This is a genomic window from Acinetobacter sp. WU_MDCI_Abxb74, from assembly GCF_025513915.1.
In the GTDB taxonomy this organism is placed as follows: domain Bacteria; phylum Pseudomonadota; class Gammaproteobacteria; order Pseudomonadales; family Moraxellaceae; genus Acinetobacter; species Acinetobacter calcoaceticus_C.
The window spans coordinates 251,881-267,798 of record NZ_JAHPRP010000002.1 but is presented as its reverse complement, the minus strand read 5'-3'; the positions used below and the strand labels follow the sequence as shown (position 1 = coordinate 267,798).

General features: G+C 38.9%; 15 protein-coding genes. 10 read left to right on the top strand and 5 right to left on the bottom strand.

What is annotated here, in order from left to right; all coding sequences use genetic code 11:
• Nucleotides 1-52: 52 nt before the first annotated feature.
• Nucleotides 53-454: a lactoylglutathione lyase gene (gene gloA, locus KTH84_RS07310; RefSeq protein ID WP_003650472.1), complete on the bottom strand. Its 402-nt coding sequence runs from the start codon at nucleotides 452-454 to the stop codon at nucleotides 53-55.
• A 2-nt stretch (nucleotides 455-456) separates the two neighbouring features.
• Nucleotides 457-2,643: an AmpG family muropeptide MFS transporter gene (locus tag KTH84_RS07305; protein WP_262472681.1), complete on the bottom strand. Its 2,187-nt coding sequence runs from the start codon at nucleotides 2,641-2,643 to the stop codon at nucleotides 457-459.
• A 165-nt stretch (nucleotides 2,644-2,808) separates the two neighbouring features.
• Here KTH84_RS07305 and KTH84_RS07300 point away from each other — a divergent pair, with 165 nt between their 5' ends.
• Nucleotides 2,809-5,427: a Lon protease family protein gene (locus tag KTH84_RS07300; RefSeq protein ID WP_262472680.1), complete on the top strand. Its 2,619-nt coding sequence runs from the start codon at nucleotides 2,809-2,811 to the stop codon at nucleotides 5,425-5,427.
• A gap of 50 nt (nucleotides 5,428-5,477) precedes the next feature.
• Here the strand turns inward: KTH84_RS07300 and KTH84_RS07295 are convergent, their stop codons facing one another.
• The 3 genes from KTH84_RS07295 to surE form a co-directional block, all read right to left on the bottom strand.
• Entirely contained in the window at nucleotides 5,478-6,407 is a 930-nt protein-coding gene (locus tag KTH84_RS07295; RefSeq protein WP_262472678.1) for a LysR family transcriptional regulator, read from the bottom strand.
• 101 nt (nucleotides 6,408-6,508) lie between these two features.
• Nucleotides 6,509-7,336: a peptidoglycan DD-metalloendopeptidase family protein gene (locus KTH84_RS07290; protein WP_202742965.1), complete on the bottom strand. Its 828-nt coding sequence runs from the start codon at nucleotides 7,334-7,336 to the stop codon at nucleotides 6,509-6,511.
• A 111-nt stretch (nucleotides 7,337-7,447) separates the two neighbouring features.
• Nucleotides 7,448-8,218, bottom strand: coding sequence for a 5'/3'-nucleotidase SurE (surE, locus tag KTH84_RS07285; RefSeq protein ID WP_042898044.1), 771 nt, complete (start codon nucleotides 8,216-8,218; stop codon nucleotides 7,448-7,450).
• A 101-nt stretch (nucleotides 8,219-8,319) separates the two neighbouring features.
• Between surE and KTH84_RS07280 the strand changes: the two genes are divergently transcribed.
• From KTH84_RS07280 to purB, 9 genes are all read left to right on the top strand, one after another.
• Complete coding sequence (locus KTH84_RS07280) at nucleotides 8,320-8,691, top strand: MCR_0457 family protein (RefSeq protein ID WP_262472676.1); 372 nt, start codon at nucleotides 8,320-8,322, stop codon at nucleotides 8,689-8,691.
• A 153-nt stretch (nucleotides 8,692-8,844) separates the two neighbouring features.
• Nucleotides 8,845-9,267 carry an MCR_0457 family protein gene (locus KTH84_RS07275; RefSeq protein ID WP_262472675.1) on the top strand — a complete coding sequence of 141 codons (423 nt, stop codon included), beginning with the start codon at nucleotides 8,845-8,847 and terminating at the stop codon, nucleotides 9,265-9,267.
• A gap of 126 nt (nucleotides 9,268-9,393) precedes the next feature.
• On the top strand, nucleotides 9,394-10,542 hold the full coding sequence (gene dacC, locus KTH84_RS07270; RefSeq protein WP_042898045.1) for a D-alanyl-D-alanine carboxypeptidase PBP5/6: 1,149 nt from the start codon (nucleotides 9,394-9,396) through the stop codon (nucleotides 10,540-10,542).
• 90 nt (nucleotides 10,543-10,632) lie between these two features.
• Nucleotides 10,633-11,175: a gamma carbonic anhydrase family protein gene (locus KTH84_RS07265; protein ID WP_133972372.1), complete on the top strand. Its 543-nt coding sequence runs from the start codon at nucleotides 10,633-10,635 to the stop codon at nucleotides 11,173-11,175.
• 71 nt (nucleotides 11,176-11,246) lie between these two features.
• Nucleotides 11,247-12,005 (top strand): DUF4262 domain-containing protein, encoded by a 759-nt coding sequence (locus KTH84_RS07260; protein WP_262472674.1) that lies wholly within the window; start codon nucleotides 11,247-11,249, stop codon nucleotides 12,003-12,005.
• A 79-nt stretch (nucleotides 12,006-12,084) separates the two neighbouring features.
• A complete protein-coding gene (locus tag KTH84_RS07255; protein WP_003650461.1) occupies nucleotides 12,085-12,573 on the top strand; it encodes an NUDIX hydrolase in 489 nt (162 codons plus the stop codon).
• Nucleotides 12,574-12,577: 4 nt separating this feature from the next.
• Entirely contained in the window at nucleotides 12,578-13,711 is a 1,134-nt protein-coding gene (gene mnmA, locus KTH84_RS07250; RefSeq protein ID WP_202742970.1) for a tRNA 2-thiouridine(34) synthase MnmA, read from the top strand.
• Between the two features lie 13 nt (nucleotides 13,712-13,724).
• Complete coding sequence (gene hflD, locus KTH84_RS07245; RefSeq protein WP_004643577.1) at nucleotides 13,725-14,456, top strand: high frequency lysogenization protein HflD; 732 nt, start codon at nucleotides 13,725-13,727, stop codon at nucleotides 14,454-14,456.
• Between the two features lie 55 nt (nucleotides 14,457-14,511).
• Complete coding sequence (gene purB, locus KTH84_RS07240) at nucleotides 14,512-15,900, top strand: adenylosuccinate lyase (RefSeq protein ID WP_042898047.1); 1,389 nt, start codon at nucleotides 14,512-14,514, stop codon at nucleotides 15,898-15,900.
• The last annotated feature ends 18 nt before the right edge of the window (nucleotides 15,901-15,918 follow it).

The following is a 15,918-nucleotide window of genomic DNA, read 5'->3' as shown; positions in this document are numbered from 1 at the left end:
AAATAAAGCTAGACTTTTAAGACCTAAATCTTAAATCGCCTAAGTCATTTATTTAGTTATTTCTGGCATCAGCATCTTGTTGAATCAACTCGATTTTATAACCATCTGGATCTTCAACAAATGCAATAACCGTTACGCCGCCTTTCATTGGGCCAGCTTCACGCACGACTTTACCACCACGTGCTTTAATTTCTTCACATGCTTTATAGGCATCATCAACGCCAATGGCAATATGGCCGTATGCATTGCCTAAATCATAACTTGAAGTATCCCAGTTATGAGTGAGTTCAAGCACAGTATTGGTTTCTTCATCACCATAACCAACAAATGCCAGTGTAAAGCGCCCTTCTTCATAATCACGCTTACGAAGTAACTTCATTCCTAATACTTCGGTATAGAACTTTAAAGATTGTTCTAAATTGCCTACTCGCAACATTGTATGAAGCATTCGCATGTTTATTCACCTGCCTTTTCTGATTCATGTGTTTGATGATCTTTTAGAAGTTTTCCAACCCAAACCACTAAAATCAAGATTGGAATACCAATAAGAGTAGTCATCAAAAAGAATTTTGGATATCCAATATTACTGACAATGGTACCTGAATATCCACCCAAAAGTTTTGGTGTGAGCGTCATGAGTGAACTAAAGATCGCATATTGAACAGCTGTGAACGACACGCTCGTTAAACTTGAAAGGAATGCAATAAATGCGGCGCCCGCCAAGCCAGAAGCCAAATTGTCGACAATAATGGCAAAATAAAGCCATAAAGAACTGTATGGTTTAATTACCTTTCCGCTAATTTCAACTGATTGACCTGAAAGCGGGTCAACGTAAGCTAGGGGTTCAATATTCACATCTAATTCACTTGTCGCTTTTAGATTTGAATTCACGACATAAGGATGGGATGCAGAAAATATTTTATGCTCGCCGTCTACTACAGCTACATCAAGTTTTTTACTGGTCGATGCAACTAATTTTTTCGCATCAATTGCTGCACTAAAAATACCTTTTTCATCTGACATTTTTGCATCAAAATTTTGTCCATCAAGACTAATTATGATTTTTTGTGTAGGGGTTAAAGCTTGCCCGAAGTATTGCCCTCGAATCACAATACTCCTTTCTCCTTCTTTCAAATAAATTTGATCATTACCCATGATCGGTAAAATTTGTAGAGGTGATTTGGCTAATTCAGTCGTGAGTAATGGTTGAGTACGAGTCACAGGTGCTACACCATTTTGTGTGGCATAAGCAGCTTTCACCTCAATTTGTTTCACCCCATTAAAGCTAGAACTTGGTACTGCAAGCTTCCACAAGCCTACTTCATCAGGCTGAACTTTATAGCTTTGCTCACCAACTTTTACATCAACTACATCTAATGGCTGTCCAGATTTTACCAGTCCAATAAAAATTAAATTGGTAGAACTTGCCAAAACTGCACCGACAAACATAAGCTTCATAATGTTTATACGCTGTGCTAAAAGGCCACCTAAAAAGCCACCTATTAAACTAAATATCACCCCATAGATTTTGACGGCTTCGGCAATTTGTTCTTTGCTAAAGTTAAGATCCTGATAAAAAACATTGGAAATAACACCGGCAATAATGTCTGAAATACGGAAGAAACCAATGAGAAGTAATAAGACTAATGCGAGTTTGACACCATAACGTTTAAAGAAATCTAGAATGGGTGCAATCCATGTCTCTTTAGCCATTTGTTGGTTAACTACACCAAATTTAACCAGTAAATAGCCCACAAAAATGGCACAAGCTGTAGCCGTTAAAAATCTTAAAGCTTCTAAACCAAATAATGCCGCGTTGTCTTTTATACTTCCAGCTTGCGAGATTGCATCTGTTATCTGTCCAGAATAAATATAGGTGACTACAAATGAAATAACGGCAACAAAAAACACGAACACCAAGCGGTAATAATCACTACTCTTATAGTTTTTATAAACACGATTTACCTGAGGTTCACGAACGAGTAACGTCGTTACAATACCGACTAACATAACCCCTGCCATGGTTAAATAAGTCATTTTCCAAGCTTCGTAAATGTAATTACCTTTAGCAGTCCCCAAATGCGCAGCTAAAAATAATGCACCTGCTCCTGCCACGATCATTCCGATTCGATAACCAGCATTATAGGTAGATGCCAACACTGTTTGCATTTCTGTTTCTGCTAATTCAATACGGTAGGCATCAATTACGATATCTTGTGTTGCTGCTGAAAAACCAAGCAATACCGCACCTACTGCCATTTGCACCAGATAGCTCTGACCTAAAGCTGGATCAGAAAAAGCCATGATACAAATAGCAAGGACAATCAAACATTGCGCAATTAACAACCAAGCACGTCTGCGGCCTAGTATCTTAGTTAAAACAGGTACAGGTAACTCATCAATGAGAGGAGCCCAAACAAACTTAAAAGAGTAACCTAGAGCCGCCCAACTAAAAAAAGTGACTGCACTTTTATCAATACCTGCCTCTCCGAGCCATAAAGAGAGACTTGAGAAAATTAATAAAATTGGAATTCCGGCAGAAAAACCAAGAAACAGCATAATCAATGCACGGCGATCTAAAAATGCTTTAAAAGCCGAGACCCAACCTGAAGCTTGTGTGGTCATTCGTTTTTTATTTTCCATAAATTATAAATGTGCCTATTCAAACCCTTCTTACAATTGCTTTCAAGATTCTTTATGCAAACATTTTGGGTTTGGCGATAAAAACCGCAAGTTTGCTTGATATTTTATACTAAACCTGTATACCTTTAGGCCTCAACCTTCGTTTTCTTTTGCTGGATATCAACAGTGACACAAAAACTTGATCAAGTGACTATTTCAACTTTATCACTCGCTAAAACAAACACCACAAACGTCACCGTAAATGCATTTCCTTCAGCTTTTGAGAAACCTGATATAAAAATGACCTTAGATAAGACCGTTTTAAAACCTGAACAACTGACACATATCCCAGATTTTGAAAAAATCCCAGCTTCGACAAAACGCATCAAACCTCTTAATAATTTTTTAGGTCAAGATCGTGCAAAAGCATCTGTAGAGGCAGGGATTTCTTTGCCCTACTCAGGCTATAACATTTTTGCTGTAGGAACTGCTGGTTTAGGCAAACGTACCATGATCAAACGTTTGTTACAGCAGCACGCTAAAACAATGCCAACACCTGATGACTGGGTGTATGTCTATAATTTCAAACAAGCACGTCAACCTATTGCCCTACGTTTTCCAGCAGGTCAAGGGACTAAATTTCAACAGGCACATGATCAAACTTGGCAAATTATTTTAAAACAACTTGAACGCCGTTTTAGTGCAGAGACTTATCATAACCGTATTGAGCGTATCCGTCAGGAAACAGGTGATGTACAACAGCAAGCGCTTGTTGAACTGACCAAAGAAGGTGAAGAACTTGACTTAAAACTCATTTCTCGTAATGAGAAACACGGTTTTGTACCCGTACAAATTAAAGATGATCAAGTTCAAGAACTTACCCAAACAGATATTGATGCGTTAAATAGTAAAGAACGCGCTGAAATTGCTGCCAATATCCGTTATATGGATAAAAAGCTAGATCGCCTCGGTCTACACTTAGGCGATTTAGAAGATGATGCACGTGACAAAGTGTCTGTGTTAAATCGGGATATTGCAACGCAAGTCGTTATACCAAGAATGGATCTTATTTTAAATAAATATGGTCAGGTTAAAGGACTCGAAGATTACTTAAAACAATATGCTCAAGATATTATTGATAATGTTGAACTGATTTTAGAACAAGAGGAAGATGATTTTATTCCATCTATGTTCAATCGTGTTCCTGCACGTTATCAAGCCAATGTGATTGTTGCAAATAAACCCAATAGCGGCGCTCCTGTTATTTTTGAAGACTTTCCAACACACTATAATTTACTTGGTCACGTTGAACAGCTCACCCATAACGGCACAATTATCACAGATTTCACCTTGATTCGTCCTGGTTCATTGCATCAAGCCAATGGTGGCTTTTTAATGCTTGAAGCTGAGCAGCTACTAGAACAACCATATGCTTGGCAAGGTTTAAAACGCGCTCTTAAATCTGGGCAGCTTAGATTATCGTCACTCGAACATATGCTGACTTTAACTGGTAGCATTTCGATTGAACCTGCTGCAATTCCGCTCGACATTAAAGTGATCTTAATGGCTGAGCCTGAAATTTATTATGAAATTTTAGAGGTTGAGCCGGAACTTGGTAGTGTCTTTAAAATACGTGCAGATTTTACCGATACTCTTCAACGTAATGAATCAAATGAACAAGCTTATATGCAGTTGATTGCTGACTATGTACAAGCCGATAAATTATTACCATTTGATCGTAGCGCTTTAGCAGCTTTACTCACTGATTCTAGCCGCCAAGCAGAAGATCAAAGCTCATTATCATTACATGCATCTACTCTAGGTGACCTTATTCGGGAAGCGCACCACCATGCGTTTAAAGCCAACGATAAAATCGTCACTGAACAGCATATCAACCTAGCTCTACAACATCGACAATATCGCTTAGGCTATTTAAGAGAGCTTTACTGGCAAGATCTTTCACGTGGTACACAATTAATCGAAACGTCAGGATACCGTTTAGGTCAGATCAATGCCCTCTCTGTTATTCATTATGCAGATGTTGAGTTTGGTTTGCCTTCACGTTTAACAGCATCTGTTTATCAAGGTGGCGGTGATATTCTTGATATTGAACGTAGTGTAGAACTTGGTGGTTCACTTCATGCTAAAGGCGTGTTGCTCATGTCTAGCTTCTTGAAAGCTCACTTTGGCCGTGAACAGATTTTACATTTCTCCGCTGCGCTGGCATTTGAACAGAGCTATGGTCAAGTCGATGGTGACAGTGCCACTGTTGCTGAACTTTCAGCGTTGATTTCTGCGATTAGCCAGATACCAATTGATCAATCATGGGCGATTACCGGCTCTATGAACCAATTAGGACAGGTTCAGCCAATTGGCGGCGTAAATGCAAAAATTGAAGGCTTTTATGATGCATGTAAATTACAAGGTTTCACCGGTAAGCAAGGTGTCATTATTCCTCGTCAAAACATGCAGCATTTAATGATACGTCAGGATGTTATTGATGCTGTTCGCAGCGGTCAATTCCATATTCATGCGATTGATACGATTGATCAGGCACTTGAAATTTTAATGGCTCGTCCAGTTGGTGCACTCGATAAAAAGGGTAAATACAGCAAAAATTCAATTTATGCAGCAGTGATGGAACAACTTGAATATTGGCAAGCCATTGAAGATGGTGCTGAAATTGAAGAAGAGCCAAAAAAGAAAAAGAAAAATAAGAAAAAAATTAAGAAGCATGAAGAACTTACTGCTGACGATCTGCCACAAGAAAATACAGAAGAAGTTGCCACATTAAAACAGAAGTAATAAAAAAGGGCCTGTAAAATACAGGCCCTTTTTACTTATGACTTGCAAAATTAACGAACGATCTGCATCGCTCGTCCGCCAGCCAACTGGCTAAAATATTGTTTAAGTGCCTCAACACAACGTTGAATTTTCATCGGTTGTTGATCGTGCTTTGCGGTCTCTGCATATAAAGTGAAAGCGGGAAGTTTCCAATCAGGAAGGATCTCAATTAAAGTACCAGCCTTAAGCTCTTTTTGAGCATCTAAATATAAAATTCGGGCAATACCATGTCCTTGCTGACATAACGCTTTCGCAACTTGCAAATTATTACTTTGCAAACGGCTGATCATTTCAATATTTAATTTTTCACCAGTTTTGGCATGTTGAAAATTAAAAATACGTGATTCGCTCATTGCATTGATAGAAAGCAACTCATGATTGTTTAAATCATTTGGATGCAAAATCGGGCTTGATTGATTGAGATAGCTGGGAGAGGCCACCATAATCTGATCGACAAAAGCCATCGGAATGACAGAGCTACTCTCTTCTACCTGAGTAGAACTCATTCGTACTGCAATATCAATTCGCTCTTCAATTAAATCGATATAGCGATGCCCAACTTCGAAATGCACAGATAAACCGCGATGAGCTGACATCCAGTGAGATAATGCAGGAATGAGGTGTTGAACTGCTAAATCCGGAGTTGTTGCAATACGCAAATCCCCGATTAAGTCATCCCTCAATTCATTAATTCTGATTTTTCCCCTTTCAGCAGCCGCCAACATTTCTTGACAGCTTGAAAAAAAAGCCTGTCCGGCTTCTGTTAAACTAAGTTTACGAGTGGAGCGATGTAATAGAGTTACATCCATTTCATGCTCAAGGGAGCGAATTTGCTGGCTCACCGCACTTGTTGTAATTCCTAATTCACGTGCCGCACCACTAAATGAACTTTTTTCAACCACACAAGCAAAAACACCCATCGCACGAAGCTGATCTAACATAGGTTTCCTCAAATCTAATTTTAAATTTATAAAAAATGCTTATTGTTGTAATGAAAGCAACCAATTACATTATACGAGGAAACCTAGTTTTTTTGCATTAGCTATTTTGGTAAAAGATTTATAGGATTAATCGGTTTTCCATCCAAACGAATCTGGAACTCAAGCATGACCTGAGATGCTCCAGTAGACCCCATTTCGGCAATTTTTTGTCCAGCAGTTATATTATCACCGCTTTTCACCAACATCTTGCTATTGTGAGCATACGCACTGATATAACCGTCAATATGCTTAATTAAAACCAAATTTCCGTATTCTTTTAAGCCATCAGCTGCATAGACGACTTGGCCATCGGCTGCGGCATAAATAGGGTCACCTTGATTTCCACCATAACGGATTCCCTTGACATTATTTGCCAAATTAAACCCTTGAATTACTGGCCCATTAGTCGGTTTTATCCAACGTAAGCTCGAATTTGGTGCAACCGAAGTCACCGTAGTATTCGTTGAAGGTACGGTAGTTGAAGGCTGAGTTACTGGAGTAACAGGCTGTGTTGTTGGTAAAGCAATGGTTTGACGCTTAATTTGCTCAGGTTGCGCCATGACTTGCGTAGATACCGTTCTTGGTGAAGAACCTTTCTTCAAACGCAAAGATTGATTGACATAAATACGATATGGCGCAGGAATATCATTCATTTCGGCAATACTGATATAGTCCAGACCATAACGCATTGCAATACCACTTAAAGTATCACCTGAACGAACCGTGTAATAGTTAGGGGCCATTGCATAGCGAGAACTATTATTAATTTGCGGTTTAGAAGCACATCCAGCCATAGCCACAGTAAAACCTACAGCTACAGACAACAGCATAATTTTCATTATTTTGTCTTTTTGGATATTCACCTTGCTTTGTTGCCCAATTAAATGCATTGATCTCCCTCACTAAATGCTACAAATCATTTCGGCTAAGAGTACCAAAAAAGTAAGAGGAAACACGTTCCTCTTTTTCTTTATTCACAAAGTTATAACATTCGAGGCAAATTATTGACTCAAACTGACCTGTAGGTCTTCTAAAACAGCGTAATTTGTTGCGTCCATCTGAATTGGGGTAACACTTACATATCCGTTTGCCACTGCAAAAAAGTCAGACTGAATCTGGCTTAAGTCAGGCTGCGGATCTGTAACTGCCTCGCCCGCTAACCCAATCCAGTAAACTTGACGCCCTCGTGGGTCGACATGACTGGTAATAGGCTTAGATTGAGCACGGCGTCCCTGATACGTAATTTGTGCCCCTTTTAACTGTGGCACATCAGGAATATTAATATTAAAGATATGTCGTGGCGGCAAAGCTGGCAGTCCGCTTGCAATAAAATCATGAACCCACTGAGCAGCCTGAGCATAATCTTCTTTATTGTTATAAGCGCGCACATCTGGTCCAGCTAAAGACACCGCAATGGCTGGTTGCTTCATTAAACGACCTTCAAATGCGGCACCTACTGTTCCAGAATATAAAACATCATCACCTAAGTTTGCGCCACTATTGATCCCACTTACGACCAAATCAAATTCGAAATCAAATAAACCATTCATGGATAAATAAACACAATCTGCTGGTGTACCATTCACGGCCCATACATCTTCGGCAATTTGAATTGGGCGCAATGGTCGATCTAATGTTAACGCGCTTGAAAAACCACTTCTTTCACTTTCTGGTGCAACCACAACCACACGGCCAAGTGGTTTTAATGCTTCAGCTAAAGCTTGTATACCGGGTGCAAAAACACCGTCATCATTCGCAATCAAAATATTCACTAAAATCTTTCTCTACAAATAAACCTAAAGGTTTTCACAATTGAATTATTCTTTGAATTATATATATTTATGCCTCCATAGCATTATAAAATTGTGAAAAAATGAAAACTTTCGCTCCTTTTTTTCAGGTATTGGGGATCAGTATCACATTGTGTACGCAAGCTGTTTTTGCAGATGAGGATATCTCAACACAAGAGGCTGATAGCTTAATTAAAGATGACATTGCTGCAACGCAAGTCTTACAGGAAATTTGTCCAGCATTTGTAGGGACAAATAAAAAACTTGAGACAAATACTCAAAAAATTATCGCAATGTATTTAAGCGGTTATTCAAATAAATCCATTACCCTCGCCACTCTACAAAATGATGCAGAGTTTAAAACCTTGTTAAATGAAGCACGTCAAGCTTCAAAACAAATGGACCATCATGAGCAACATGAGCTTTGTGAAGAGATCGTCAATTATAAAGAATAGATCTTTTGCTCTTTTAGAGTAGAGGTTTATTTATTGAGGTTTTCTGCTTAGTATTAAGCAGAAAACCAACATAACAATACATTTTTTCCATTTTCTTAACCTACAAATTGGTTAAGCTATCGACATATTTAAATTTTTTATTTCGGGTTATCGATGTTTATGAAGAAAAGCTTAGTTCAATCGCTCTCTTTGGTTTTACTTATGAGCATGGCAACAGTGGGTTTTGCTGCTGACAAGAAAAAAACGGCTGAAAATAAAACCGAAAATGAAAATGTTGTTGAAGTAACTCCACAACAAAGCATAACCCCTGAAGAATTAGCTGCAATTCAAGTACTTTCTGAAATTTGCCCAGGTCTTATTGGCAAAAAAGATGCTGATTTTGCGCAAGGTTACGAACGTTTAGTTAAAGACTACCTACCCAATGAAACTGACGCTGTCTCTGCATTAGAAAAACGCAGCAAAGACAAAGGCTTCAAAAAATACTTAAAAGAAGCGCGTAAAGATGCTAAAGCAGCGGGTGATGAGCAAAACACATTAGTCTGCCAAGACGTGAAAGCATATCAATCGCAAAACTAAATTAGCAAAAAACTCTTGAGTTACAATACTGTTTGAAAAAGCCGACTTCCCCCATAGAAGTCGGCTTTGCTTTATCCTAAAATGCTAGGCTCTTCTGCTTCATACAAGATATTGGAATTACATAGAATGACTCGAAAAAGCGCTATTGCTGCACTACTCCTTTTGCCAAGCTTTTCTTATGCAGCAACTGTCTTATCAGCTCCGCCAGAATTAAATAATAAGTCTTATGTATTAATGGATTACGAGACAGGACAAATTCTTGCTTCTAAAAATGAAAATGAAAAGCTTGCTCCTGCTTCGATGACTAAAATGATGACCAGTTACATCATTGAACAAAAATTATTAAAAGGTGATCTGACTGAAAATGAACAGGTTCGTATGAACGAGTCTGCATGGTGTAAAGGAAGTAGCTCTGAATCATGTATGTATGTCCCTTTAAATGGTACAGCGACTGTTCTAGAAATGCTCCGTGGTATTATTATCCAGTCAGGTAATGATGCATCAAAAGCAATGGCTGAACATATTGCCGGAAATGAAGGCACTTTTGCTCACATGATGAATCAGGAAGCAAAACGTATCGGCATGGTAAATACTCAGTTTGTTAACTCGACTGGTATGCCAGCTGAAGGCCACTATTCAACTGCAAAAGATATGGCAGTTTTAGCCCAACATATTATTAAAGACAGCTCAAAATATTATCCAATCTACTCTGAAAAAGAATTTACTTTTAATGGTATTAAACAAGGTAACCGTAATGCCTTGCTTTACACAGACCCAAGTGTAGATGGTTTAAAAACAGGCCATACAGATGAAGCTGGTTACTGCTTAACGACTTCAAGTAAACGCGGTCCAATGCGTTTAGTTTCAGTGATTTTTGGTACTCCAAGCATGGCTGAACGTGCAGATCAAACACGTACTTTATTGGCTTGGGGCTTTGCAAACTTTGAAACTGCAAATGTTCAACCAGCAAATCAGGTTCTTGCAAAAGCGAAAGTCTGGTTTGGTAAAGAAGATGAAGTTCAAGTGGGTTTAGCTGAAAACTTCAGTGTGACTATGCCTAAGGGTAAAGCTGACGGTATTAAAACTCAGTTAGTGGTTCAACCGAACTTAAATGCGCCACTTCAAAAGGGCCAAGTCGTGGGCAAACTTGTTGCTAGCCTAGACGGCAAAGTCATTGCTGAAAAGCCATTAGTTGCATTAAAGCCAGTTGAAGAAGCAGGTTTCTTTGCACGCTTAATCGACCATGTTAAACAATTCTTCAGCAACTTATTCTAATTTTTGAATAGTTGAATTAAGCACTCATGCTATTTAGTCTGAGTGCTTTTTTATTTTATAATTCATCTAAATTTTATGTTGATCCCTCTCATGGCAAAGAACATACGTCCTTATCTTGAACACCGCCCTCAAGTTGATACAACATGTTATATCGACGACATGGCTGTTGTAGTCGGTGAAGTCAGCTTAGCCGAAAATGTTTCTGTCTGGCCTTTTGCAGTCATTCGCGGTGACGTAAATAGCATTCAAATTGGTAAAAACAGTAATGTTCAAGACCATTGTATGTTGCATGTTAGTCATAAAAATGATGCCAAACCAAACGGTTCGCCTCTCATTATTGGTGAAGACGTAACGGTTGGCCACCATGTGACTTTGCATGGCTGTACCATCGGCAACCGAGTTTTAATCGGAATCAATACCGTTGTTCTAGATGACGTGATTATTGAAGATGATGTGATGATTGGCGCAGGTAGCTTAGTCCCACCGCGTAAAGTCTTAAAAAGTGGTTATCTGTATGTAGGGAGCCCTGTACAGCAAGTGCGACCACTGACCGAAAAAGAATTAGCATTTCTCCCTTATTCGGCAAGACATTATGTAAAAGTACAAAATAATCATAAAAATAGTGAAGTCTAACTTTGCTATTTTTAGTTTAGTGGACATGCATATTGCACTTACAAGAATAAGAAACCTTTGAGAAATAAATAATGAGCTTAGATAACACCCATAATTGCCCTACTGAATATGAGCTAATAAACCAAATCAAAACCAATATTGAAGAATATGGATTACAAGTTATGGGAATTAGTGCAACGGACTATTTACCTTCTTTTAGTTACAGTGTGGGTTTATATGAGAGTTATCAGCATTCTGAAATTATTTGTTTTGGATTACCTACGGATCTAGCCCATCTCATTATTAATGATGTAACAAATCTAATTAGAAATGGAGAAAAAATTACCTCCTATCAAGATTATGATGACAAAATTTTAAAAGAGAGCCGTGCCCAATTTTTACCTGTAGATTTCAGGAATATTGCGGATTATTTTGGTGGAGCACTGAATTATTACCAACACAATAATTTCTTAGCTTTACAATTAGTCTGGACTGATCGCAATGACAAATTTCCTTGGGAAGAGGGATATGCGGAAGAGTTGATTTATGATCAGCCCTTACTAGACCGAAATGCTGATTTTAAATTTAGAGAAGCCAGAAATTTAGGTATTTTCACCACTCGACAATGGCTAGATTTAAATCAACCTATTTTAAGAGTTATTCATGATAATGATGGGGATTGGCAATTTCTAACAGGTAATCAGGAACCGGAGGATATTCGTCTCGTTGCCTTAGAACAAATGATATTAAGAGATTCGAGCTTAAATGAAGTTTTTGATCTTGAGTACGGCCAAACTGCTGAAAGAGATTGTATTAATAATTCATGGAAAAGAACAAATCTTGATGAGTAAAAAGATTTATAAAAATCTTATCGTAGCCAAAAACCCCTAAATTTCGTATTATACGTCTTTTAAATCATGGTGCTTTTTTATGGCTGCATGGACTCCTCATGTCACTGTTGCTACAGTCGTCGAAAAAGACGGACGCTATCTTTTTGTAGAAGAACATAGTGAAGGTTTTGTACACACTGTATTTAACCAACCTGCCGGTCATGTGGAATGTGGTGAATCATTAACACAAGCAGCCATTCGTGAAACACTTGAAGAAACGGGTCATCATGTTGAAATTGATGCCTTGCTCGGTATTTATACTTATACCCCGCCCATGTTTCCGGACCGTACATATTATCGCTTCTGTTTTCTAGCGCATGTGACTCAGGTTGAAAGTAATCCTCAACTCGATACAGATATTGTAGCTGCTGTGTGGATGACACCAGATGAGCTCAAAGAATCTGCTCGTGCCCGCAGTCCGCTCGTGCTAAAAGCAGTTGAAGATGCCATGAAAGGCCACCATTATCCTCTATCGCTTATTTATGAGCACCCTTTCTCTCCCTCATTAACTTCTCATTTGGATGCCTAGTCCTATGCAACAACGTGTCATCGTCGGTATGTCTGGTGGTGTAGACTCTTCTGTTTCTGCAGCACTTTTACTTCAACAAGGATATCAAGTTGAAGGTCTTTTCATGAAGAACTGGGAGGAAGACGACGGCACGGAATACTGTACGGCAATGGAAGATTTAGCCGATGCTCAAGCAGTAGCTGATAAAATAGGCATTAAGCTCCACACAGCAAATTTTGCTATGGAATATTGGGATCGCGTGTTTGAACTTTTCTTAGCTGAATATGCAGCTGGACGCACGCCAAACCCAGATATTTTATGTAATAAAGAAATTAAGTTCCGTGCATTTTTAGATCATGCCATAACTTTAGGTGCAGACTTTATCGCGACTGGTCATTATGCACGTCGAGGCGAAACTGCATATAACTCAAAAGGCGAAGCATACGCACCGTTATTACGTGGTTTAGATAGTAATAAAGACCAAACCTATTTCTTACATGCTGTTCATGGTAAAGAAATTAACAAAACCCTATTTCCGGTAGGTGAGATCGAAAAACCAGAAGTCCGTAGAATTGCTGAAGAGCTTGATCTTGCTACAGCCAAGAAAAAAGACTCTACAGGAATCTGTTTTATTGGCGAACGCCGATTTAATGACTTTCTTAAACAATATTTACCCGCTCAACCTGGAAAAATTGTACTTGATACAGGTAAAGAAGTTGGTGAACATCACGGTCTGATGTACTATACGCTCGGTCAACGTGGCGGAATTGGTCTAGGTGGTTTGAAAGGTGCAGCGGAAGGCGCATGGTTCGTACTACATAAAGATATTGCCAATAACCGCCTCGTTATTGGTCAGGGACATGAACACCCACTCATGCAAAGCACACAGCTTTGGAGTGAGTCAATTGACTGGGTAGCTGGTGAACAGAATATTCCAGTTGAAGGTTTGCGTTGTACAGCTAAAACACGCTATCGCCAACCTGATCAGGCATGTACAGTTTTTAATGATGAAAATAGTGAACACGGTGTACGAGTTGAGTTTGATGAACCTCAGCGCGCTGTTACACCGGGTCAAAGCGTTGTATTTTATTCAGATGAAGTTTGCTTAGGCGGGGGTGTCATTCACCATACAAATGCCCCTACACCAAATTTTATTTAAGGGAATGAATGGCATGGTGGAGTTACCATTTCAACAATCACAAGCCTTGAATGTTCGCCAAAACCGTGCCCTTGCCTTGGCTGGGGTATTTCAGGCTACCCAGCTCACGCATATGACAGCCCTAACGGGTCAGCAGAGTATTGGTGAAAGTGGTAACTTCTATTTTGAGCTGTTAATCAAAGCGAGTTTAAATATTCGCCCTACAGTCAACAATGGTGTTCAAACATTAGATTTTTTTAATCAGTTGGCAGATATTTCTTTAGGGCTTAAAACACTCGAAAATTGTATTACTCAACCTTTTACAAATATGCCTAAATCTCGCCTTCCCAAAATGGGCACAGCTAAGCTTCCAATGTCATACGCGATGTCACTTTTACAATTAGAAAAGAAGGTCTATAGCAACCCAGAATATGTCGCAATCATTGAAAAAGCTCAGCAAAAGATTTTAAAACAGCTTTCTTTTTTTGATAATAATTATTTACATCCAAGCATTTTAGCCAATTTGGCCCAAACCTATGTCGATACCGCAGGACAGATAAATCCCCGCATTCTAGTTCGTGGTAATGCAGAAGCATTTAAAGATACCAACCACACTAACCGCATCCGTGCGTGTCTATTCACTGGCTTGCAAATGGCCCATTTATGGCGACAACTTGGTGGTAGTTCGTGGAACATGATTTTTAGCAAACGTAAATTGCTACAAGATATTCAAGCACTTGCTCGTTTACAGTACCAAGTCATCTAAGACTGTAAAGAGATTATTTTTGGTTTTATGTTTATTCCAACATTAAGGAATCGTTATGAATGCTTTAACCGCACTATCACCATTAGATGGACGTTATGCCAGCAAATGTGATGCGCTACGCCCTTTTCTTTCTGAGTTTGGTTTAATTCATGCTCGTGTCACTGTAGAAGTGCGTTGGTTACAAGCGCTTTCTAACCGTCCAGAAATTGTTGAAGTTGCTCCTTTTTCAAATGAAACAAATGCAGCTTTAGATGCAATTGTTAGCAATTTTTCTGAAGAAGATGCAAACCGTATTAAAGAAATTGAACGTACAACGAACCATGATGTAAAAGCTGTTGAGTATTTCTTAAAAGAGAAAATTGCAGGTATTACTGAATTACAAAACGCGGGTGAATTTATTCACTTTGCATGTACTTCAGAAGACATCAACAACTTGTCTCATGCATTGATGCTTAAAAATGGCCGTGAAGTTTTAGTATCAAGCATGAAGCAAATTTTAAATGCAATCTCTGCTTTAGCAACGACTCATGCTGAACAACCAATGTTGTCACGTACGCACGGTCAAACGGCTAGCCCAACAACTTTGGGTAAAGAAATGGCGAACGTTGCATACCGTTTAGCTCGCCAAATCAAACAATTTGAAAATGTTGAACTATTAGGCAAAATCAACGGCGCTGTAGGTAACTACAATGCTCACCTTTCTGCTTACCCAGATGTTGACTGGGCTGCACATGCTCAAGCTTTTGTTGAATCTTTAGGTTTAGCATTCAACCCGTACACGACACAAATCGAGCCACATGACTACATGGCAGAGTTGTTTGATGCCCTACGCCGCTTCAATACGATTTTAATCGACTTTAACCGTGACGTATGGGGTTACATTTCTTTAGGTTACTTCAAACAAAGATTAAAAGATGGTGAAGTTGGTTCTTCAACTATGCCACACAAAGTTAACCCAATTGACTTTGAAAACTCTGAAGGTAACTTAGGTATTGCAAATGCCGTATTAGCACACTTAGGCGAAAAATTACCAATTTCTCGCTGGCAGCGTGACTTAACTGACTCGACTGTACTTCGTAATATGGGTGTTGGTTTTGCACAAAGTTTAATTGCTTTTGATGCTTGTCTAAAAGGTGTTGGTAAACTTGAGCTCAATGCAAACCGTTTACTTGAAGATCTTGACCAAGCTCAAGAAGTGTTAGCAGAGCCAATTCAAACTGTTATGCGTCGCTATAACGTTGAAAAGCCATATGAAAAGTTAAAAGCATTAACTCGTGGTCAAGCAATGACTCGCGACATGATGGTTAACTTCGTAAATGGTGATGAACTTTCTCAAGTACCAAGCGAAGAACGTGCGCGTTTAGCTGAACTTACTCCTGCAACTTATACAGGTAATGCGGCAGAACAAGCAAAACAAATTAACGATTTAATTAGCAAAATCTAATTAAAAAGTTTATAAAAA